We start from the raw sequence: 21,664 nt of genomic DNA, 5'->3' as shown, positions 1-21,664 counted from the left end.
GCTATTGGGAGAGACGCTTGAGGGCACACGCAAGACTACAGGAAGGCGTGGATTTATTTTTTACCGATAAAGCGCGGTATGCTGCTCATGCATGCATACGGTAAAAGCGATTTATCCAGGGACCTTCGATCCGCTGACCAACGGGCACCTCGACCTGATCGCCCGAGGGTCGAAGATAGTCGACGAGTTGGTCGTAGCGATTCTTCGCAACTCCGAAAAAGGCACGCCTCTGTTCACTGTCCCGGAGCGCGAAGAGATGATTGCCGAAGCGACCCGCAACTTTGGCAATGTCTCGGTGACCACGTTCGACGGCCTTCTGGTCGACTTTGCCCGGCAACAGGGTGCTAAAGCTGTCCTCCGAGGCATTCGGGCTATCAGCGACTACGAGTATGAGTTTCAGATGGCGATGATGAACCGCAAGCTCGATCCGGAGCTCGAAACCCTCTTTATGATGCCGGCAGAAAAGTACACCTACGTCAGTTCAAGACTGATAAAAGGGGTCTTCCAGCTCGGCGGCGACGTTACGGCTCTGGTGCCTCCTCTCGTGGTCGAGCGCCTCAAGGCCAAGGTTCCGAACCGGCTCTGAAGGCCTGAGAAGACTTGCTCCTTTATCTCGGTGGCCAAATCTGCCACACTAGAGGCATGACCACAGCGACAGCGACGAAGATATTTGCGGACCGTATCGGCCGCATCGAAGTTTCCGCAACCATGGCGATCACAGCCGCAGCGCTGAAGCTCAAGTCTGAAGGCGTGAACCTCGCAGACTTCGGTGCGGGCGAACCTCATTTCTCCACTCCGCGCCACATCAAGGACGCGGCCATTGAGGCGATCGAGAAGAACTTTACCCGCTATACGAATGTCGCGGGTATTCCCGAGGTTCGCAAGGCGATCGTGGATCGTCACGCCTGCGACTTTGGCTCGAACTACACTCCCGACGAGTGCGTCTTCACCACTGGAGGCAAGCTGGCGCTGTTCAATGCGATTCAGGTTCTGGTTGACCACGGGGATGAGGTTATTCTTCCCGTTCCCTACTGGGTTTCTTTCAAAGACATCATCCAGTACGCAGGCGGCAAAGTCGTTTTGGTAGAAAGCAAAGAAGAAGAGAACTTTCGCATCACCGCGAAGATGATTGAATCGGCGATCACGCCGAAGACCAAGGCGATCATCCTTAACACTCCGTCCAATCCTTCCGGTGCTGTGGTCGCTCCGGAAGATCTCGAAGCTATCGTCCGTCTCGCTCACAAGCATGGTATTTATGTGCTGCTCGACGAGTGCTACGTCTACTTGACGTTCACCGGTGAGGTCGTCAGTGGCGGCTCCTTCACCGATTGCAAGGAACATATCGTAGTACTGGGCTCACTCTCGAAGACGTATGCGATGACAGGCTGGCGAGCCGGCTTTGCGCTTGGCCCCAAGCCGATCATCGCGGCGATGAGCAAGCTACAGTCGCAGAGCACCTCGAACACAGCCAGCATGGTGCAGCGTGCGTCGATCGCCGCACTGACCGGATCGCAGGAGTGCGTCTCAGAGATGCGCGCCGACTACATCAAGCTGCGCGATCAGACTCTGGCAGGCTTCAAAACCATCCCGGGTCTGACCTGCACGGTGCCGCAGGGAGCCTTCTATGTGTATCCGAATGTGAGCAAGTTCATTGGTAAGGGCGGTATCAAGTCGGCGTCAGACCTGGCGGCGAAGCTGCTGAGTGAGGCGCATGTCGTCGTCGTTCCCGGTGAGGCCTTCGGGACTTCAGAGCATATCCGGCTCTCCTATGCGGTATCGCACGATGTCGTGGATGAAGGCGTAAAGCGAATGCGGGATTACTTCGCAACGTTGAATTAGCTGTTGATCTTGCGTCTGGACCGCACTGCTTTACGGTGCGGTCTCTTCACTAAGACGGAGGCTTATGCCCATTGAAGGTAGTAAGACGGAGCAGAGGTTCGCTCCGGTGATTCTTGCAGGCGGCAGCGGAACACGGTTCTGGCCTCGAAGCCGGAAGGCGCGGGCGAAGCAGGTGCTGGCTCTGGATGGAGAGCGCACCATGATTCAGCAGACGGTTGAGCGTCTGACTCCGCTGGTTGACCCTGCCGAAGTGTGGGTGATTACGAATAGCCTCCTTGATGACCTTATCGCCGAGCAACTTCCTGAGGTGCCTCGCGAGCATATCCTGAGCGAACCTGCGGCCAGAAATACTGCGCCTGCGTGTGCTCTTGCTGCGTTCCTGCTGGAGCCGAGTTCACCAGAGACGGTGATTGGGATCTTTCCGTCGGATCATGTGGTGAAGAACGGGGCGAGATTTGCGGAGGTGATTCGGGCTGGGATTGCGCTTGCTGCGAGTGGGGAGAAGATTGTCGTTCTCGGAGTTCCTCCTTCGCGAGCAGAGACAGGTTATGGCTACATCGAGCTGGGTGAGGTTGTAGATCCTTCGAAGGTGCCTCATTCCGGAGTTGCGGTTCGGCGCGTAAAGCGGTTTACGGAGAAGCCAAACGCTGAGGTCGCGGAGCAGTTTGTTGCCTCTGGAAACTACGCCTGGAATGGCGGAATCTTCCTCTGGAGTGCGCGAACTCTGGCGAATGCGATTCGCGAGCACTGTCCTGCGATGGCTCCGTTGCTGGAGAAGATTGCTGTCGCTTATCGAACCTCGAAGGAGGAGTTCGATCGCGTCTTCGCAGAGGTTTATCCGCTGTGCGACAACATCAGTATCGATTACGCGGTATTGGAACCGCGCTCGGCGAAGGGTGAAGAAGGCGCTGAGATCTACAGTCTTCCTGGCGACTTCGAGTGGAACGATCTGGGCTGCTGGTCTGCGCTGCATGAGCATGCGGCTGGTTGTCCGCCGGAGAGCGTTTCGGTGGCGAATGTGTTCGAGGGCGAAGATCCGCTTTGCATCTCCATCGACTCGAGCGGGAACTACATTCATGCTCCGGGGAAGGTGATCGCTCTGGTTGGCGTTACGAATCTGGTTGTGGTTCAGACGAAGGATGCTTTGTTGATTACAACTCGTGAACGCTCGCAGGATGTGGGCAAAGTCGTCGCTCAACTGAAGAGTGCTGGTCGAGAAGACCTGATCTAAAGACTTGTCAACTTATCGTTATCTGCGGTCGTTTGCATTAATTCATTCAGGAAAATCGAACAAAATATGGCAGAGACAGTAGTCAAGTTTGGCACGGACGGCTGGCGGGGCATTATTGCGGATGACTTTACTTACGCGAACGTTCGGGTGGCGGCGTCTGCGATTGCGAATTACGTTTTAGCGCAGGAGAATGCAGCGGCCGGGGTGTGTCTGGCTTACGACACGCGCTTCGGTTCACACTCCTTCGCGAAGGTTGTGGCCGAAGTGCTTGCTGGTGCGGGCATTCCGGTGGCGATGGCCGCGGAGATTACGCCGACCCCTGCACTTTCCTACGCGGTGCGCGAGCGTAAGGCTGCTGGCGGCGTGATGATCACCTCGAGCCATAATCCGGCCGAGTGGAATGGTGTGAAGTACAAGGCCAGTTATGGCGGTTCGGGTAAGCCTTCGATCATGTCTGCGATCGAGAGCTATCTGGACAAGCCGCTGGTGAAGGCCGCGAAGCCTGCGCCGATTGAGACGGTCGACTTCAACACAGACTACGTCGCTGCTATCGCGCGCTTTGTCGATCTTGATGCGATTCGAGCCTCCGGATATAAGTTTTTGATCGATTGCATGTACGGCGCGGGCCGCGGAGTGGTTGCGGGAATCTTTACGAAGGCTGGTGTTCCTTTTGTCGAGATTCGCGACGAGATCAATCCGGCGTTTCCGGGGATCAATCCTGAGCCGATTCTGCCGCACATCAAGGCTTCGCAGATTGCTGTGGTTGCGGAGAAGTGCGATGCGGGTCTGATTACGGATGGCGATGCGGACCGGATCGGTGCGGTGGATGAGCACGGCAACGTGGTCGATGCGCACAAGATCTTCGCGGTGATCCTGAAGTGGCTGCTGGAGCGGAAGAAGTGGCCGGGCGATGTGACGCGCGCGTTCAACACGACGAAGATGCTGGACCGGATCTGCGCGAAGTATGGGCGGCGGCTGCATGAGCACGGGATCGGGTTCAAGTATGTGTGCGACCTGATGCTCGAGCAGGAGATTCTGATTGGTGGGGAGGAGTCGGGTGGCATTGGCATCAGCCGGCATCTGCCGGAGCGGGACGGAATGCTGAACTCGCTTCTGCTGGCCAATGTGATGGCGGATGAGAAGAAGACGCTTGGCCAGCTCGTTGCTGCGTTGCAGGAGGAGTTCGGCGAACACCAGTATGGGCGCATCGATATGCACATCGATGAGGAGCTGAAGCAGTCTGCGATTGCAAGGGCGAAGGCTTTGAAGGACTCGGCGGGGACAGTGGACTTTGCGGGGCTGAGGGTGCTTCGGGTCGAGACGCTGGATGGGATCAAGTTCTTTCTAAAGAATCCTGACTGTACCGGTAAGCCTAACGCGGCGGAGACATGGTTGCTGCTCCGGGCCTCGGGGACGGAACCCCTGCTGCGGGTGTACTGCGAGAGTTGCTCGGTGGAGTCGGTGGAGCGTGTGCTCGCGGCGGCGGAGACGTTTGTTCTGCAGGGGCGACCTGCTTGAGTGAGATGGTTTCTGTGAAGGCGAAGGGCATCCTGTTCGATATGGATGGGGTGCTGGTGAGCTCGATTGGGTCGGTGGTGCGCTGCTGGCGGCAGTGGGCAGAGCACTATGAAGTTCCGAACGCGGAGATCTTTGAAGTGCCGCATGGGATGCGGGCGATCGAGATTGTGAAAGCGTTGCGCCCGGATATCGATGCGGAGGAGGGGCTCCGGTACATCGAGGATCTGGAGATGAATGATGTGGCGGACCTGGTGGTGCTCCCGGGAGTGAAGGCTCTGCTGGAGAGTCTGCCGGTGGAGCGGTGGGCGATTGTGACTTCGGCGACAAGGAGGCTGCTGTTGAGCCGGCTGAAGGCGGCGGGGCTGCCGATCCCGGAGCGGATTATCAGTGCCGATATGGTGGAGCGGGGTAAGCCAGACCCGGAGCCGTACCGACGTGGGGCGGAGCTGCTGGGACTGAGGCCGGAGGAGTGCCTGGTGGTGGAAGATGCGCCTTCGGGTGTGGGCGCCGGGTTGGCCGCTGGGTCTCGCGTGCTGGGCGTAGTGGGGACGCACTCCGCCAAGGAGTTGGAGGGAGCGCAGTGGCTTGTTGGGACGCTTGAGGGCGTGGCGGTGACGGTGGGCGCAGAGGGGTTGGAGCTTCGATTCGATCCTCTGATCTGAGTCCGGTAGATTTCGTGTCAAGGACTGATGGGTTCTCGTGATCGACACTGCGGACTCCTCTCTGGCTGGAGGCGGGTACCCCTCCCCCCATTACCCTGCTTAAGTTGCGTTGTATGAGTTACTTAGAAAATAGCCTCGTCGTAAATTCTTCATTGCGAAAGGCTTATAGCTAAATTCGTCCAGTCAAAGGAGTTACGGGAGATCTTCTGTCTGTAGACACAAAAAAGCCCCGGGTTGCCGGGGCTCTTCCTAGTCTGAATCAAGTATAGCGGATTGGATGGAACTCATACGCCACATGTATGTGGCTGACTGTGAAAGGCTTACCGCTTTTCGGGGCTTGACAAGATTTTTTGCGTCTACCAGTGGATGATGGGGCTGAAGATGTAGTGGGTTTCGAGAAACGATGCCAGGGGGAAGAGGAGGAGCATGAGGGCGGTGGCCCAGTAAAAGAGCTGCAGGGGGAGGGTGGCGGAGAGGGATGGGTGGGGGTAGGGTTCGGCTTCGCGGAAGATAAAGGCGCCGACGAGGGAGATGCCGGCCGAGAGGGCGAGGAGGAGGACTGAGTCCATGACGCGGTCGTGGAGGGCCTGATGGGGCTGAAGGAGGAGTTGGGGGTCTTCGAGGGTGAAGAAGACGGTGTGGAAGACGGTAAGGAGGGAGAGAAGGCAGAGGAAGAGAGCTACGGGTTTAGCGAGTTCGAGCAACATGCTCCGGCTCCCTTGGTGGGGATTAGTTTACTGCTTTCGTTGAGGCTGCGGAGAGTGGGATGTTGTTGGTTGTTTATGGATGCGTGGTGAAACAGGCAACCGGCGAGCGACCTCAAGCCGAGATCAACAGCGAGGAATTAGCTAACGCAGCAAATCAGGGTTTTGCTTGGTAGGTATTCCCTGAAAATATGCGCAGGATGATGAAGTTTTCAGAGTCCTTCTTTTTCCCGCCAATGCCCGCGATCCAAGTTAGCCTTACGTTGTCCCCTGAGAAGTTGGCCTCAAGCATCAACAGTCGGGTTTTTGCAGTTGTGCCGATTATTTGATAGGCCCCAGAAGTGATCCTGACATACGACATCCACACTCCTCCCGTCAGGCAATAGAAGCGTCATGAATATATCTGTCAGGGAACCTTGCACGGCGTGGGGTGTTTGGTAGATCACACCAGCCGAAGGAGCGGGAGTGAAGCCGGGGACGTACTGGGTGTACGATTTTTCCCCAATGCTGTGTTCGATCACCTTCACATTCATCTTCTCAGCGGATGCGGAGATTTCTAGCAAGCAGAAGAAAAGCGCCGCGATGATCTTCATCGCTGGAAGGCTAGCATCTACCTTTTCCTGTTGTAAGTAACACGAAAGGCTAACGGTACACACCTAACGGTGCGGAACGACAAGAAGGAGGCTGGGTCGGCTGATCGTAAAGGACTACGGCCAGGGCTGCAACGGCAAAGGCAAAGGCAAAAGGCAATTGCAAAGGCAACTGCAACTGCAAAGGCGAAATACAGGGATCCTTCGACTGCGTGACTCACAAAGTGCCGTGAGTCACTTCGCTCAGGATGAAGGCGTTGCGGGTGAGTGGTGCTGTGGAATTTTACTGGAGTGACGGCTTGAGCATTGCGAGTCTAGTGATTGTTGCGTGTGAAGGGGGAGCCGCAGATCCCCTTCGGGGATGACAACCAAAAGACGACAGCAACGGCAACGGCAAAGACAACGGCAACTGCAAAGGCGAAATACGGGGATCCTTCGACTGCGTGACTCACAAAGTGCCGTGAGTCACTTCGCTCAGGATGACGGTGTTATGGGAGGACGTTGTTATGGGATGGCGGTGTTATGGATGACGAATGTTGGGGGTGGTGGTGTCGGGGGTGGGTGGTGGTGTTGACGGAACAGAAGCGTGAGGAGTGAAGAGAACGTGAGATAGCTATCGGATAAGAGCGAATTGATTATTGGCGCAGGAGTAGGGACTCTACGCGTTGCAGGTCTTCTTCGGTGTCTACTCCGATGGTGTCGAACTCGGTGGGCTCGACGTGGATGGGAATGTTGTTTTCGAGGAAGCGGAGTTGCTCGAGGCGTTCGGTTTGTTCGAGGAGGCTGGGGGGGAGGGTGGGGAAGCGTTCGAGGGTGGCCTTGCGGTAGGCGTAGAGGCCTATATGCTTCCAGTATTGGAGAGCGGAGCCGTCGCTGGGCTGTCCAATTTCTGCTTGTCTCTCACTTGCTTGTCCGTCGCGGGCCTGTGCGTCGCGGTCGTAGGGGATGGTGGCGCGGGAGAAGTAGAGGGCGCGGCCGTCGGCGGCGGTGACTACCTTTACGGCGTTGGGGTTGGTGATGTTTTCGGGCGTGCAGAGGACTTTGAGGGTGGAGACTTCGACGTGATGCTGAGTGAAGGGGCGGAGGAGGGCGGTGAGGTGCTGGGGCTTGAGGAGGGGTTCGTCGCCCTGGATGTTGACGTAGATGTCGGCGTGGTGGTGGCGGGCGACGGCGTGGACGCGGTCGGTGCCACTGGGGAGGTCGGGCGAGGTGAGTTGGACGGGCCATTGGTGGCGGTGACAGAGGTCGGCGACCTCGTCGGAGTCGGTTGCGATGAGGACGCGGTCGAGCTGGGGGCAGGCGCTTGCGGCGTCGTAGACCCAGGCGAGCATGGGCCGGCCGGCGATGTTGCGGAGGACCTTGCGGGGGAGGCGGGTGGAGGCCAGACGGGCGGGAATTACGCCGAGGATGCTCGACTTTCCATCGCTGCCGGTCGGCTTCTCGCCTTGGCTGGCCCGCTGATGGCTGTCCGTGGCTGGCTTTTCGCTGTGGCCGGAATCAAGTATGATTGGAGATGGCTGTGCCGTGGCGATCGTTCTCTCTGACTACAGAGGAGTTTTGTGCCGGCATGCCTTATACACATTGGCGGTGTAGCTCAGATGGTTAGAGCGACGGACTCATAACCCGTAGGTCGGCAGTTCGATTCTGCCCACCGCCACCAAAGTGTTATAGCGACTGCTGGCGCACTCTCTATGGATCGAGAGTATCATTTTGTCTATATTGTTTTGCCTGCGGGATCGTTTCGCCTGCGGGTGCGTCTAACCGGTATTGCGCCGGGAACACCCCTTGGAGTCGCTCCGAACTATGCCTAAGATCTCGAAGATACTGTTGCTTGCTGTGTCGGTTGTTCTGGTTGTCACCGTGTTTTTAGGGGTGAACTCAAACCCTGTGAGCGCTGCGAGCGAGCCGCAGGATGGTGCTTATCGCCAGATCAATGTGTATAGCGAAGTGCTGCGGCATATCCAGACGGATTATGTGGAAGAGCCGAATATCAACGCGGTGACCAATGGCGCGTTGCGTGGGCTGCTGGAGTCGCTGGATGCGGACTCGAGCTATCTGACGCCGGAAGACTATAAGGCGTTCAAGGCGGATAAGGGCGGCAAGGCGCAGGTGGGGATCAATGTTTCGAAGCGGTTTGGGTATGCGACCGTAGTTTCGGTGGTGCCGGGGAGCCCGGCGGATAAGGCGAATCTGTCTGACGGCGACATCATTGAGGCGATCGGGCCGCAGGATACCCGGGATATCTCGCTGGCGATGATTCAGTTGCTGTTGGAGGGGGCTCCGGGGAGTGAGCTAACGGTTTCGGTGGTGCGGCCGCGGAAGGCTGCGCCGGACAAGATCGTGATGACGCGGGTTTCGACGCCGCCGCCGCCGGTTGCGGAGACGATGTATGAGAACTCGTCGATTCTTTATCTGAAACCGGGTGTGCTGGACCATGATCATGTGCAGCAGATCGAGGCGAAGTTGAAGGCGATGCAGAAGGTGGGGAATAAGAAGATTCTGCTTGATCTGCGTGACGTTGCGGCGGGCGATATGCCTGAGGCGACTCGGCTGGCAAATTTTTTCCTGAAAGACGGCACGATTGCGATGCTGGAGGGGCAGAAGGTTGCCAAGCAGACGTTTACGGCGGATGCGTCGAAGGCGATCAATACGACTGCTCCGGTGGTGGTGCTGGTGAATCGTGGAACGGCTGGGCCGGCGGAGCTAGTGGCTGCGGCGCTGCTGGATAATAAGCGGGCGGATCTGGTTGGCGAAAAGACGTTTGGTGAGGGCGCTCAGCAGAAGACGTTCGAGCTGCCGGATGGTGCGGCGTTGATTCTGTCGATTGCGAAGTATGAGTCGCCTTCGGGGAAGAAGCTGCAGGATGATGGCGTTACGCCTGGAGTGCTGGTGGCTTCGACTGCCGAGGATGCGGTAGCGGAGGAAGACACGACGACTCCCGCGGAGAAGACGCAGCAGCCTCTGCAGAAGCCTGCAGTGACGGTGGATGAACAACTGACGAAGGCGCTGGACCTGTTAAAGAGCAAGGCTGCTTAGGCTGATTGTTTCGGGCGTGTGATTGGCCCTTTCGTGGGAGAGAAACGCCTCCTCTGCCGTGCTATCGTGAGACTTCGTGCAGAGCTTACACAGCCCCGAAAAAAGGCCGCCAACGCCTGATGACGAGATGCCCGATTGGCAACGTGCGCTTCGGCGCGCCACGCTGAACGGGCCTGACTATCCGAGTCGCCGTATTGCGAGGCGGGTTACGTTCTATGCGCTGCTGGGGCTGTCGGCCGTCTTTGGGGCGCTTTGCGGGCTGATGCTGGTTTACTCCATCGATCTACCGCAGATGGATGACCTGGCGCGATATCGTCCGAACACTACGACAGAGCTGCTGGATGTGCATGGGAAGCCGTTTGGCTCGTTTGCGCTGGAGCGGCGGGTGGTGCTGCCTTATTCCGAGTTTCCGACGGTTCTGAAACAGGCGATCATTTCAATTGAAGACAAGAGCTTTGAGAGCAACTGGGGAGTGAACCTGGTGCGGGCTGTGGGGGCCGCGTATCGGGATCTGCACTCGAATGGGAGAGCACAGGGGGCATCGACGTTGACGATGCAGCTGGCGCGTAACTTGTTTCTCTCGTCGGAGAAGACGTATGGCCGCAAGCTGCAGGAGGTGTTCCTGTCGGTTCAGATTGAGCGGCGATTTACGAAACAGCAGATCTTCGAGCTATATGCGAACCAGATCTATCTGGGGCATGGGACGTATGGGTTTGAGGCCGGGTCGGAGTATTTCTTCAATAAGAACGTGCATGATCTGACGTTGCCGGAGGCTGCGCTGCTGGCGGCGTTGCCGAAGGGGCCTGAGGCTTATTCGCCGATCAAGTTTCCCGATCGCGCGTTGAAGCGCAGAAATCTTGTACTGAGCGAGATGCTTGCGGACGGCAAGATCACGAAGAAGCAGGAAGAGGCCGCTGAAGCAGCGCCGCTTGGGCTGCATCTGGAGCCGCCTGCGAACAGCGTCGCACCTTATTTTGTGGAAGAGGTGCGAAAGCAACTGGAGAAGCAGTTTGGTGTGGAAGAGGTTCATGGCGCGGGTCTGAAGGTTTATACGACGCTCGATCTCGATCTGCAGCAGGTGGCGAATAAGGCGATTCTGGATGGTACGGCAACATATGAGCGGCGGCGTGGCTGGAAGGGAAGGCTGCCGAACGTTGTACTGGACGGAGCAGATATTGAGAGCTATCGTCATCCGGATTGGGTGCAGCCGATTGATATTGGAAGCTATGTCCACGGGGTGGTCACGGCGGTCTCTGCGAAGAGAGTTACGGTGAAGGTAGGTGCGCGGCTGGTTGTGCTTACCCCTCAGGACTGGAGATGGACGCAAAACACCGATGGCGACAGCTTTCTGCGTACAGGGGATGTCGTGTACGTAAAAGTACAGGGCTTCGCGGGAGATGGAACGCTGAACGCTTCGCTGGAGCAGGATTCTGGAGCGCAGGCCTCGATGATGGCGGTGGATAACTCTACCGGTGAGGTATTGGCGATGGTGGGGGGCCGGGACTTTGGGTTGTCGCAGTTCAATCGCGCGACGCAGGCGCAGAGGCAGGTGGGCTCGTCCTTCAAGCCGTATGTCTACACGACGGCGATTGAGGGTGGCGCCAAACCTACGGACTTCATTGTTGATGGGCCTACGACCTTTCCTACGCCGAATGGCCCTTATACGCCGCACAACTACGAGGGAGACTACAAGGGGACGATGTCGCTGCTGAACGCGTTCGCCGAGTCGAGGAATATCCCGGCGTTGAAGCTGGCGGACCGGTACGGAATCCGCAAGGTGATTGACACGGCGCATCGGTTTGGAGTGACCAGCAACATTCCCGTGTTTCTGCCGGTGGCGATTGGTTCGGCGGATATTACGCTGGCCGAGCAGGTGAGCGCCTATAGCGTCTTTCCGAACGACGGCATTCGGATTGAGCCGCGCTACATTCGCAAGGTGACGCAGGCGGACGGGCTACCGCTGGATGCGGCTCCGTCGCAGGTTTCAGAGGTGATTTCGGTTGATACGGCGCGGACGATGATGCAGTTTCTGCAGGCGGTGGTTCGATATGGGACTGGCGCTTCCGCTTCGCAGTTGAAGCATCCTCTGGGCGGTAAGACAGGGACCACGAACGACTTCACGGACGCCTGGTTCATTGGGTTTTCGCCGTCGATTACGTGTGGGACGTGGATTGGATTTGATGATCGCGAGTCGCTGGGTGAAAAAGAGACCGGGGCGAGAGCGGCGTTGCCGATGTGGATGGATTTTATGAAGGCTGCGATTGCGACCAAGCCGGATGAGGCATTCCCCACGTCGGGCGCGCCGAAGAAGAAGTTGGATGTCCCCACGGGTGGTCCGAATGCAGCTAAACCTGTACAGCCGCTGGTGCCGAAGCAGGACCAGAGTCTGGAAGCGCCGAGCTTAGAGAGGTCGAAGCCTGCCGCTCCAGCTTCCGCTGCGCCGGTACCTGCTGAGGAGAAGCCGAAGATGCCTGAAGCATCTCGTCCTGCGCCGCAGCTGGTTGCGGTTCCGGTAAAACCAACGGTGATGGCCGCGAAGTCTAAGGACGAGCGGAGTGGAGTTTCGAACCCACCGCCCGACATATATTGAAGTAGCGTTTTGCCTTGGTGACGTCGCGGCCGATCTGTTCCTTGAGCGCTTCGGGATTTGGCCAGCGCATCTCTGCGCGAAGACGACGCAGAAACGTCAGGGTAAGCGGCGTGGATTCGTTCAGATCGATGGGGTGGAAGTTGAGCAGGTGGGTTTCTACAGTGAAGGAGTCGGCTCCGAAGGTTGGGCGATTGCCTACGTTCGTCACTCCGTCAAAAGTCTCGCTTGAGGTTCCGGTGCCGACGGTCAACTCCGTGATGTAGACGCCGTTTGCGGGAAGCAGCTCGGTGTAGGGGGCGAGGTTAATGGTGGGGACGGTGTAGCGGGTGCCGTAGCCGCGGCCCGAGGCGGGCGTGCTGCAGACCGCGAAGCTGCGGCCGAGCAGGGCGCGAACGTGAGTGACGTCGCCTTCGGCGATCATCTGGCGGATGCGGCTTGAAGAGATAGTCTCTCCGCGCAGATGACGCGGCGCGTAGACACGCACGCTGAAGCCGAGTTCGCGGCCGAGTGCTTCGAGGCTTTCGACGCCGGCCTCGGCCTGATAGCCGAAGCGGAAGTTTTCTCCCTCGTGGAGCTGGGTGACGTGCAGGGCGTCTTTGAGCACTTCGGTGGCAAAGGCGCGGGCGGTCATATGCGAGAGTTCTGTGGTGAAGGGAAGTACGAGAACGGCGTCGATGCCAGTGGCTGCGAGCAGCTCGAGCTTTTGCGGGAGCGGCGTGATGAGCGGCTGGCTGGATTCGGGGCGGATGACTCGTGCAGGGTGTGGATCGAAGGTGATGGCTATGGAACGAATGTTTTCTGCGCGTGCCTGCCCTACGACCTCGGCGATGACCCACTGGTGGCCGCGATGGACGCCGTCGAAGTTGCCGATGGTGGCGATCGATGGGCCGAAGTCGGCGGGAATGTCTGCGAGAGAGTTGAAGATGATCATGGCTTCGCTTCGTTCCTTGATTCTCCGAGAAGAGCCGGTACGCGAGAGGTCGGCGCACCGATAAGTCCGTGATGCTCGGGAAGGTTGTAAAGAACGGCGTAGTCTTCCCGAGAGTGGGACCCCGCCCATACATAGTGTTTCTGGTTGTAGCTTCGAGATACGACCAATGAGTAGACTGCTTTAGATTCAGGATGGACGATGAAGACCGAGAACGGGTCGTAGGTGGTGGCATAAGGTTTTGTGGAACCGTTGAAGCCGTCCCCACCCATAACCTGAGAGAGAGTCTCTTTGCCGACTATAAGACCAGTACCGTCGGGAGTCGATTGAAATGAAGTGACATCCAAGTAGTCGCGTTCAAGTACTTTGTAAGGATCGCCCGAGGTTGAAAATCCAATTACAAGTAATGCGGCGGCGTCGCTCGCTCCGGCATCGCTGATGAAAAATAGAAGGGTACGCGAGTCCGAAGCTGTGCCATATTTGCCAACAAGGAAATAGCGAGAAGGATGAAGTTTCAGGCCCGGGATATCGATCCAATACCCGAGCGCCCGACGCTCGTTAGGATTTGCTGGAATACGAGCTATAGAGTTTCTCGCGGTGAAATCAAAGTGCTTGCCTTCGGAATCTACCTGAAAGGAACGAAACGAGGAGTTACCTCCTGGTTTGGATTGAAACGTAAACGAGATTAGCTTGTTGGTTTCGGGCAAGCTGAAGTTGACGGACTCGCCAGCGGCGACTTGATACGAGGCTATGACGAGAATCAGGAACTTCCACGCGATACTCATGCGGCGGTCTCCGGTGCGATCTCGAAGGTGATCTTGAGGCCGTCGTAGGCCAGACGAACGTGGGGTGGGAGCTCGGCTTCGGTGGTGGCGTGGTCGAGGTCGTGGCTCATGTGGGTGAAGTAGGCTCGTCGCGGTTTCAGTTGATCTACGATGGCTACGGATTTATCGAGGTGCGAGTGGCTGGGATGTGGGTCGCGGCGGAGGGCGTCGAGGATGAGTACGTCGAGATTCTGGAGGAGCGGGATGCTCTCGGCGGGGATGTCGCTCATGTCGGTGAGGTAGGCTGCGTTGCCGAAGCGGTAGCCGGTGATCTCCTCGCGGCCGTGCGTGACCGGGACTCTGCGAAAGCATGCTCCGAAGAGATCGACTCCCGATCCGGGTGTTGGGTCGATGCGATGGATCTCGACCTGGGCGCTGGTGGGGTAGCGATCTTCTTTGCGGAAGGTGTACTCGAAGATGCGCTCGAGGCTGCTTGCGGTGGCGTCGTCGGCGTAGATGGGCATGTCGCCTTTGACGCGGAAGCTGAGGGGGCGCAGGTCGTCGAAGCCGAGGACGTGATCGGCGTGACCGTGGGTGTAGAGTACGGCGTCGACGTGACGGATGTTTTCGCGGATGGCTTGCGCGTGGAAGTCGGGGCCGGTGTCGACGAGGACGGTGTGGTTGTTGTAGTCGAGGCGGATGGAGGGGCGGGTTCGGCGATTGCGCGGGTCTCCGTGTGGCGAGACGGCGGAAGTGCAGACGGCGCAGTCGCAGCCGAGGGTCGGCACCCCCATGGAGGTGCCGGTGCCGAGGAAGGTGAGGGTCGCCTCCATCGTTAGCGGACGATGCTGGGGCCTGCGGGGCCTGGACGGCCTGCGCCGCCTGGTGCCTTGGCTGCTGCGGACCGTGCGAGTGCCTGGGTGACTTCAAGAAACGCCATGCGCAGTTCGAACAGTGCGCTTTCAAGGAGGCGGGTCTCTTCGGGGGAGAGATTGCCCTTGGTCTTGTCTTCGAGGACCTGGAGCATGTCGATGCTCTGGCGCGCTCCGAGGATGTCGACCTGGGGCTGCTGGCCCTCCTGCGTGGTGCCGCCGAGCTGCATGATGGAGGTCATGTAGACGGACTGGACGAGCTGATCGAAGCTCATGGCGGGCGGGTGGTCCATGCCGGGGTTGGCCGAGCGAATCGCGGTGTCTAGGCGATCAGCGGTCATCTCGTAGGCGCGCTTTGCCTGTTCGGTCTGCTCGGCGGTCAGGGCTGGCGGAAGTTCCGGCTCTTTGGGTGTCTCCGGCGCGGTGGGCGGGGGTGGCGTTGCAGCTGATGGTTCGGCTGGCCTTGACTCGCGCTCTTCTCTTTCAGGAGAAGGGTCGGCGTCGGGGCGTGGTTCGCCGTCTATGGTGAACTTGCGGCGGTCGGTTACAACGAAGGGCTTGTTCTGTTCAGGCATGATCACACTCTTTCAGGAGGTTCAGATGCAACCGGTGGCGCGGAGGCTGCAGGCTGCGAAAAGGGAAGCGATACCGGCGTGGCGACACCGCCGGGGTACGCGATTGGGAGGCCGCGGTCTAAAGCCTCGCGACGGATGTAGCCGAATGCGAGGTTGGTGGTGGGGACTTCGCCGGGCAGAGGAATGGCAGCGACGCTGGTGAGTTCGCCGATTTGCTTGCCGTCCGCTTCGAGGGCTGTGCCGGCGGCGGGGAGGTCGCCTGCGAGACGGAAGCCGCTGAAGGTGCGATTGACGTTGCCTCGGGAACGGATCCGCTCGACGATCTCCTGGCCGAGATAGCAGCCTTTGGCGAAGTGCAGGGCGCGCGTCTGGGCAGTCTCCTGCGGGAGTTCGCGGTCGCGGATATCGGTTCCGATCTGCGGAGTTCCTTCGAGCACGCGAAGCCATTCGAGGCTTTGATCTTCGCAGAGCGGTGTGCCGAGATTCTGAAGGGTGCCGGAGAGCTTTGCGGTTGTCGCTTCATCGGCCCACAATTCATACCGCGGTACCAGAGGACTGTAGGCGTGAAGGATGTCCACTTCAGAGTCGTTCCAGGTGAGTGAGCGCATCGCAAGGGCTGCGAGATTATCGGTTGTCAGACCGATTTGCTGTAGGAGCGAGGCTGCTTTGGGACCAGCGATTAACAGACCCGATCGCGTGCTGCTGATGTCTGCGAGTTCGACGTCGTCCATGATGATGAACCGGTCGAGGAGCGCGATTAAGCCTGCGACCTGAGGCGAGGTTGTCTCCATGAGGAGATCGTCTGGGCGGGCGAAGATGGTGGCGTCGCCCTGGATGCGGCCTTGAACGCTGAGGAAGAAGTTATAGTTGCCCTCGCCGGCAGTCAGGTGCTGGATGGAGTTGGTGACCATTCCGTTCAACCAACGGACGCGGTCTTCTCCGGTGACTCGGATCCAGCCGGTATTGTGCAAAGGGGATAGGCCGGTGTTCTGGAGGAGCGCCGTAAGCCGCGAGGCGGGGGTCGAAGTTGATGAGATCGAGATGTCGGATTGTGTTGGTGAACTCATGACGAAATGATGCGAGAAACTTGCGTACACTTGATTATAGCGGTGGATCGAGAGGGTTATGTTGCTGGGAAGGCTTTGGGCCGGGAGCGAGGGTTCGACGAAGATGATTGCGGCGTTTGCGCTGTGGTCGACAAGTTTTGCATACGCAGCGCAGACGGCGACCCAAAGTGTTCCTCAGCCAGCTTCGCCTGCCGCGAGTCAGCAGCCAATGACGAAGCAGCAGGCGAAGGAGCTTTTTCGTTCTGTGGATGAGATTCTGAACTTCGTGAGCAGCGACACCAAGTTGCCGATTGAGCATACCGTGAAGCGCAAACTAATCTCGCGCGATCAGGTCAATCGCTATCTCAAGGAAAAGTTCGACGAGGATGAAGGCGCTAAGCGCATGGAGCGGTCGGAGGTTGTGCTTAAGAAGTTCGGGATGCTCGATCGCGATTTTCATCTTCGACCGTTTCTGCTGTCGCTGTTGACCGAGCAGGTTGCCGGGTTTTACGACAACAAGACGAAGACGGTTAATCTGCTTGACTGGATCGAACCTGACGAGCAGAAGCCGGTGCTGGCGCATGAACTGACTCACGCTCTGCAGGATCAGAGGATCAATCTGACCAGTTGGTCTGATGTGAGTCTGGCTAACACCTCCTATAACGTGCAGGAGGACAATCATCATCTGCAGGTCGATGAGGCAGACACCGCACGTACCGCCGTGGCGGAGGGGCAGGCGATGGCTGTCTTCATCGATTACACGTTGCGGAAATCGGGGAAGACGATTGCCGACGCGCCGGATCTAGCGGACAAGTTGAAGGACCAGGTGACAGATACGGGCGGCTCGCCTGTGATGGCACGGGCGCCTCTTCTGCTCCAGGAATCTTTGCTGTTTCCGTATGGCGAAGGGCTTAGCTTCGAGCAGGCGATTTTGGTCAAGGCGGGCAAAGAAGCGGCGTTCAGTGGCGTGCTTGCGAATCCGCCGTCTTCGAGCTTCGAGATTATGAATCCGCAGGCCTACATGGCGCATGCACCGGTGCCGGTGATTCGGTTACCGGATATTCATCCGCTGCTTGACCCGGAGTATGCACCGTATGACATCGGCGTGATGGGAGAACTGGATGTTCGCATTCTTGCCGAGCTGTTTGGTGGAAGAGAGATTGGAACTGCGCTGGCGCCGGAGTGGAACGGCGGTGTCTACTACGCAGCGCAACGCAAATCGGCTGTGACTGCGGCGGAGAAGGAGTCGACGGCCTCTATCGGGTTGCTCTACTACTCGCGCTGGAAAAATGCCGACTCGGCGAGTTCTTTCCTTCGCATCTACGCGGCACAGATTCCGAGAAAGTACTCCAACGTTGTGGAGCGGAAGAAAGATGAGGTCGATGAGACGGAACTGGTTTACTCCACGAACGAGGGAGATGTTCTGATCTCTCGACTGGGAGATGCCGTCTTTGTTGGTGAAGGTTTCAACCTGGCACTCGCACGAAAGCTGCGCGACACAATCACAAGCATACAGCCGCAGGGGCCGATGCAACAGGCTGTTATGCCAGAGAGGGAACCGGCATTGTCGATGTCGCGGGTTCTGGCGTCCTTTGGCGCAGTGAGTGAAAGCAGCCTGCAACGGTATACTTCCAGAGGGGCGAAGTAGCTAGCCGCCACGTGTCCGCTAAAGGGAGCAATGTTATTTTGAAGAAGGCAGAGATTGGAATTATCGGGGGCAGCGGTCTGTACGCCATGCCCGGGCTAACCAATGTGCGCGAGGAACGCCTGACAACTCCATTCGGCGAGCCGTCGGATGCTTTTGTTCTGGGCGAACTCGAAGGCCGCAACGTCGCTTTCCTCGCTCGTCATGGGCGTGGTCATCGCATTCTCCCCAGTGAGTTAAACTTCCGCGCAAACATCTTTGCGATGAAGATGCTGGGTGTCGATTCGATTCTTTCGGTCTCGGCCGTGGGCTCGCTGAAAGAAGAACACAAGCCGACGGACTTCATAATTCCGGATCAGTTTATCGACCGCACCTTTGCTCGCGCTTCTACATTTTTTGGCGAGGGCATCGTTGCTCATGTCGCCTTCGGCGATCCGATCTGCGCGGCGCTGGCCGACGTGTTGAAACAGGCCTGCGACACCGTTGGTGTGGTCGGCAAGCCTGGTGGGACGTATGTCTGCATGGAGGGACCGCAGTTCTCCACCCGGGCGGAATCGAACCTCTATAGAAGCTGGGGCGCAGATGTGATTGGAATGACTAATCTGCAGGAGGCGAAGCTCGCTCGCGAGGCCGAGCTCTGCTACGCCACCGTGGCGATGGTCACTGACTACGACTGCTGGCGCGCGGGCCATGACGACGTGACCGTAGATCAGATTGTTGCCGTGATGCATCAGAATGCAGACAACGCTTCCAAGGTGGTGCGTGCGGCTGTTGCGGCGATGCCGGCGGATATGCCGAAGGGTTGCGCCTGCGTTGAAGCTTTGAAGTATGCCATTCTTACTGATCGCAAGGTAATTCCAGAGGAGACAAAGCAGAAGCTGTCGCTGCTTCTCGGTAAGTATCTTTGAGGGAATTATTTGCGCCTTAGACTTATGTATCAGGAATAGTTACTAATCAAAAACCAAGTGTGCAAAAAGGGAGTTTATGGCAATTCTTGTTGTAGGTTCGGTGGCATTCGATAACATTGAAACTCCCCATGGTGCTGTGAAGGACTGCCTGGGGGGCGCGGCAACGCACTTCTCGCTTGCTGCCAGTTACTTCACGTCGGTACGTGTTATTGCCGTTGTGGGGAAAGACTTCACTGCTGAACATGAGGCGATTTTTACTCGTCGCGGCATTGATACGAGGGGTATCGAGCGGTCGGAGGGGCTGAGCTTTCACTGGACCGGCTCCTATTCGGGGAATATGGACGAGGCGAAGACTCTAGGTACGGACCTGAATGTGTTCGAGACCTTCGAGCCGAAGATTCCGGATGCGTATAAAGACAGCGAGTATCTCTTTCTTGCGAATATCGATCCGGTGCTGCAGTCTCGCGTGCGGAGTCAGATGTCCAATGTCCGGATGGTCTGCGGCGATACGATGAACTACTGGATTGCCGATCACTCTGCGAATCTTGCCAAGGTGCTGCGCGAGCTCGATGTGCTGCTGATCAATGATGGTGAGGCTCGCATGCTGGCCGGTGAACGGAATCTGGTTCTGGCGGCAGAGAAGGTGCTCGGCATGGGACCGAAGACGCTGGTGGTCAAGCATGGCGAGTATGGCGCGACTGCTTTCTTCAGCGATCGCTCGTTCCCTGGTGTTGGCAAGGCGCTGCGTCCGTTCCGGGCACCGGCGCTTCCTCTCGCGGAGGTGGTTGATCCTACTGGCGCCGGGGATTCTTTTGCGGGCGGCTTCTACGGATACCTTGCGTCGCAGGCTGAATTGACTCCGGCGGTTCTTCGGACTGCGATGTTTTATGGTGGCGTGATGGGTTCGTTTGCGGTGGAGCGCTTCGGAACCGAGCGTCTTCAGAATGTGTCTCGTGAAGAGATCGATGAACGATTCAAGCTCTTCCTGGAGATCTCGCACCTTGAACATGCGGGGGTCTAGATCGTCTCGGAGCTCCCGGCTCAACAGGCCGGCGGCATCGGCCTTCGCGGCCCGTGCTGCTGGTTCGGGTGCCGCGGAGTTCGATCCGGAAGATGTGAGGCCGGCGACGCGGCAGGAGACCTTTCCAGTCGCGTTGGGTGCGGTGCTGCTGTCTTTTATCGCACTGCTTCTGTCGTACTCACGCGGATATTTACTGCTGTACGGTGATGCTGTCGCTCATCTCGGAATCGCTCGTCGCATTCTGGACTCGCGCAACCCCGGGCTTGTTCAACTGGGTGGAGTCTGGTTGCCGTTGCCCCATCTTCTGATGCTGCCGTTTGTGCAGAAGGTTGAATGGTGGCAGAACGGGCTCGCGGGAGCGTGGCCTTCGCTGATCTGCTACATCGCCAGCGTAGCGGGGATCTATCGGCTTGCGCGTTGGATGATGATTCCTCGGTGGGCCCTTGCTGCGACGGCTCTCTACGCACTCAATCCGAATCTGCTTTATCTTTCGACCACGGCAATGACTGAGCCGTTGTTCCTGATGCTTCTCATCTGGACCACACTGCTTACCGTTGAATGCGTCGCTGCAATCAGAGGTTCTCGGCGGAGCGCCGTCAACCGTCGTCTGCTCCTGCTCGCCATCGTCATATTGGGGTCTGTTTTTACGCGTTACGACGGATGGATTCTTGGTGCTGCGGTTTGGTGCGTTGTAACTTTCTCACTTGCACGCAATCGTGAGGTGTGGCGCAAGGTAGCTCCTGTCTTTGTTGTTTTCACCTTGCTCGTGATTGCCGGGCCGGTTAGCTGGCTGGCTTATAACCAGCACTTTTTTCATGATCCGCTGGACTTCTTGCGTGGGCCTTATTCGGCGGCCGCGATCGAAAAAAAGACGATGCCGCCTAACGGCCATCACCATCGTGGATGGCATAATCCTGCGTGGGCACTGTTGTTTTATACGCGCACGGCGCAGGTGGACGCTGCCTTCTGGGAGACTGGGTTTGTGCTGATGGCGGCTGCGGTGAGTGGGCTGATCCTGGCTATACGTCGTCGCTTCGCGCTGTCGTCGTTATTGCTCTGGATGCCGTTGCCCTTCTATGTCTATTCGGTGGCTTATGGTTCGGTACCGATCTTCATTCCGCAGCTTTGGCCACACTCTTACTACAACTCGCGTTACGGGATGGAGCTGCTGCCGGCGCTGGCGGTCTTTACGTTTGTAGCGGTGCAGTGGATGGAGCGGCGGTGGAGCGAGACGCAGCCGCTTGCCAAGAGACTGATGCAGCCGGTGGTGCTTCTGCTGATCGCGTTGAATACGGTCGGAATGATGTACCGCACGCCGCTGGTGCTGAAAGAGGCGCTTGTCAATTCGACGACGCGTGTTGCGTTTGAGACAGCGCTCGCTCGTCAGCTGGGCGAGTTCCCCTACGGCTCGACCATCCTGATGTACAACTCCAATCACATCGGGGCGCTGCAGGATGCAGGAATTCCTCTGCGGCAGACCGTCAACGAAGGAGATTACGACAGCTTTCAGGCGGCGTTGGCTGCGCCTGCTGAGCACGCGGGCTATGTTGTCGCAGTTGCCGGAGATCCGGTGGCGGCTGCTGTCGCGATGCATCCTCAGGGACTCACCGAGTTGACGATTCTTTGCACGAGCGGCCAGCCTTGCGCACGGATCTACAAGTCCGACCGATCGAGTGTTGCATCGCCAAAGTAGGGTCAGCCGACCTCGCATATCGCCATGAGGCACAATAGGAGC

Annotated in this window: 19 protein-coding genes and 1 tRNA gene; 12 read left to right on the top strand and 8 right to left on the bottom strand. The window is 58.1% G+C overall.

Going from position 1 to position 21,664, the window contains the following annotated elements:
- Positions 1-91 precede the first annotated feature (91 nt).
- The 5 genes from coaD (at position 92) to RBB81_RS22510 (ending at position 5,250) form a co-directional block, all read left to right on the top strand.
- Positions 92-586, top strand: a complete 495-nt coding sequence (coaD, locus tag RBB81_RS22530) for a pantetheine-phosphate adenylyltransferase (RefSeq protein WP_179585375.1) — start codon at positions 92-94, stop codon at positions 584-586.
- Positions 587-642: 56 nt separating this feature from the next.
- Entirely contained in the window at positions 643-1,839 is a 1,197-nt protein-coding gene (locus RBB81_RS22525) for a pyridoxal phosphate-dependent aminotransferase (protein WP_353072229.1), read from the top strand.
- A gap of 64 nt (positions 1,840-1,903) precedes the next feature.
- Positions 1,904-3,070 carry a mannose-1-phosphate guanylyltransferase gene (locus tag RBB81_RS22520; RefSeq protein WP_353072228.1) on the top strand — a complete coding sequence of 389 codons (1,167 nt, stop codon included), beginning with the start codon at positions 1,904-1,906 and terminating at the stop codon, positions 3,068-3,070.
- A gap of 66 nt (positions 3,071-3,136) precedes the next feature.
- Positions 3,137-4,588 (top strand): phosphoglucomutase/phosphomannomutase family protein, encoded by a 1,452-nt coding sequence (locus RBB81_RS22515; protein WP_353072227.1) that lies wholly within the window; start codon positions 3,137-3,139, stop codon positions 4,586-4,588.
- Positions 4,589-4,593: 5 nt separating this feature from the next.
- The gene (locus tag RBB81_RS22510) at positions 4,594-5,250 is read left to right on the top strand and encodes an HAD-IA family hydrolase (protein ID WP_353073968.1); all 657 of its coding nucleotides are present in this window, start codon (positions 4,594-4,596) and stop codon (positions 5,248-5,250) included.
- 356 nt (positions 5,251-5,606) lie between these two features.
- Here RBB81_RS22510 and RBB81_RS22505 read toward each other — a convergent pair whose 3' ends face one another.
- The 3 genes from RBB81_RS22505 to kdsB all read right to left on the bottom strand — a co-directional run bounded on the left by RBB81_RS22505 (position 5,607) and on the right by kdsB (position 7,953).
- Positions 5,607-5,957 (bottom strand): hypothetical protein, encoded by a 351-nt coding sequence (locus RBB81_RS22505; RefSeq protein WP_353072226.1) that lies wholly within the window; start codon positions 5,955-5,957, stop codon positions 5,607-5,609.
- A 281-nt stretch (positions 5,958-6,238) separates the two neighbouring features.
- Positions 6,239-6,547: a hypothetical protein gene (locus RBB81_RS22500; protein WP_353072225.1), complete on the bottom strand. Its 309-nt coding sequence runs from the start codon at positions 6,545-6,547 to the stop codon at positions 6,239-6,241.
- 632 nt (positions 6,548-7,179) lie between these two features.
- Positions 7,180-7,953, bottom strand: coding sequence for a 3-deoxy-manno-octulosonate cytidylyltransferase (gene kdsB / locus RBB81_RS22495; RefSeq protein WP_353073967.1), 774 nt, complete (start codon positions 7,951-7,953; stop codon positions 7,180-7,182).
- Positions 7,954-8,127: 174 nt separating this feature from the next.
- On the opposite strand from kdsB, the gene RBB81_RS22490 reads away from it, so the two are divergent.
- From RBB81_RS22490 to RBB81_RS22480, 3 genes are all read left to right on the top strand, one after another.
- A tRNA-Met gene (locus RBB81_RS22490) sits at positions 8,128-8,204 on the top strand.
- Positions 8,205-8,347: 143 nt separating this feature from the next.
- The gene (locus RBB81_RS22485) at positions 8,348-9,580 is read left to right on the top strand and encodes a S41 family peptidase (protein ID WP_179585363.1); all 1,233 of its coding nucleotides are present in this window, start codon (positions 8,348-8,350) and stop codon (positions 9,578-9,580) included.
- Positions 9,581-9,707: 127 nt separating this feature from the next.
- Positions 9,708-12,170 (top strand): penicillin-binding protein 1A, encoded by a 2,463-nt coding sequence (locus RBB81_RS22480; RefSeq protein WP_353072224.1) that lies wholly within the window; start codon positions 9,708-9,710, stop codon positions 12,168-12,170.
- Here RBB81_RS22480 and ribF read toward each other — a convergent pair.
- From ribF to RBB81_RS22455, 5 genes are read right to left on the bottom strand one after another with little or no spacing between them, the layout of a single operon-like run.
- Positions 12,121-13,101, bottom strand: a complete 981-nt coding sequence (gene ribF / locus RBB81_RS22475) for a riboflavin biosynthesis protein RibF (protein ID WP_353072223.1) — start codon at positions 13,099-13,101, stop codon at positions 12,121-12,123. The two genes, RBB81_RS22480 and ribF, sit on opposite strands and share 50 nt — an antisense overlap.
- Positions 13,098-13,883 carry a hypothetical protein gene (locus RBB81_RS22470; RefSeq protein ID WP_353072222.1) on the bottom strand — a complete coding sequence of 262 codons (786 nt, stop codon included), beginning with the start codon at positions 13,881-13,883 and terminating at the stop codon, positions 13,098-13,100. Before RBB81_RS22470 ends, ribF begins: the two co-directional genes overlap by 4 nt.
- Entirely contained in the window at positions 13,880-14,695 is an 816-nt protein-coding gene (locus RBB81_RS22465) for an MBL fold metallo-hydrolase (RefSeq protein WP_353072221.1), read from the bottom strand. The genes RBB81_RS22470 and RBB81_RS22465 overlap by 4 nt, the downstream gene beginning before the upstream one ends.
- A 2-nt stretch (positions 14,696-14,697) precedes the next feature.
- Entirely contained in the window at positions 14,698-15,309 is a 612-nt protein-coding gene (locus RBB81_RS22460) for a DUF1844 domain-containing protein (protein WP_353072220.1), read from the bottom strand.
- A 2-nt stretch (positions 15,310-15,311) separates the two neighbouring features.
- On the bottom strand, positions 15,312-16,376 hold the full coding sequence (locus RBB81_RS22455) for a YgfZ/GcvT domain-containing protein (RefSeq protein WP_353072219.1): 1,065 nt from the start codon (positions 16,374-16,376) through the stop codon (positions 15,312-15,314).
- A 58-nt stretch (positions 16,377-16,434) separates the two neighbouring features.
- Here RBB81_RS22455 and RBB81_RS22450 point away from each other — a divergent pair, with 58 nt between their 5' ends.
- The 4 genes from RBB81_RS22450 (at position 16,435) to RBB81_RS22435 (ending at position 21,622) form a co-directional block, all read left to right on the top strand.
- On the top strand, positions 16,435-18,003 hold the full coding sequence (locus RBB81_RS22450; protein WP_353072218.1) for a hypothetical protein: 1,569 nt from the start codon (positions 16,435-16,437) through the stop codon (positions 18,001-18,003).
- Positions 18,004-18,041: 38 nt separating this feature from the next.
- The gene (mtnP, locus tag RBB81_RS22445) at positions 18,042-18,908 is read left to right on the top strand and encodes an S-methyl-5'-thioadenosine phosphorylase (RefSeq protein ID WP_353073966.1); all 867 of its coding nucleotides are present in this window, start codon (positions 18,042-18,044) and stop codon (positions 18,906-18,908) included.
- A gap of 76 nt (positions 18,909-18,984) precedes the next feature.
- Positions 18,985-19,929 carry a PfkB family carbohydrate kinase gene (locus tag RBB81_RS22440; RefSeq protein WP_353072217.1) on the top strand — a complete coding sequence of 315 codons (945 nt, stop codon included), beginning with the start codon at positions 18,985-18,987 and terminating at the stop codon, positions 19,927-19,929.
- Entirely contained in the window at positions 19,916-21,622 is a 1,707-nt protein-coding gene (locus RBB81_RS22435; RefSeq protein ID WP_353072216.1) for a glycosyltransferase family 39 protein, read from the top strand. The genes RBB81_RS22440 and RBB81_RS22435 overlap by 14 nt, the downstream gene beginning before the upstream one ends.
- The last annotated feature ends 42 nt before the right edge of the window (positions 21,623-21,664 follow it).

The organism is Tunturibacter gelidoferens (assembly GCF_040358255.1).
Lineage (GTDB): Bacteria > Acidobacteriota > Terriglobia > Terriglobales > Acidobacteriaceae > Edaphobacter > Edaphobacter gelidiferens.
The sequence above is the reverse complement of the archived record's forward strand: the minus strand, read 5'-3'. Positions and strand labels throughout refer to the sequence as shown.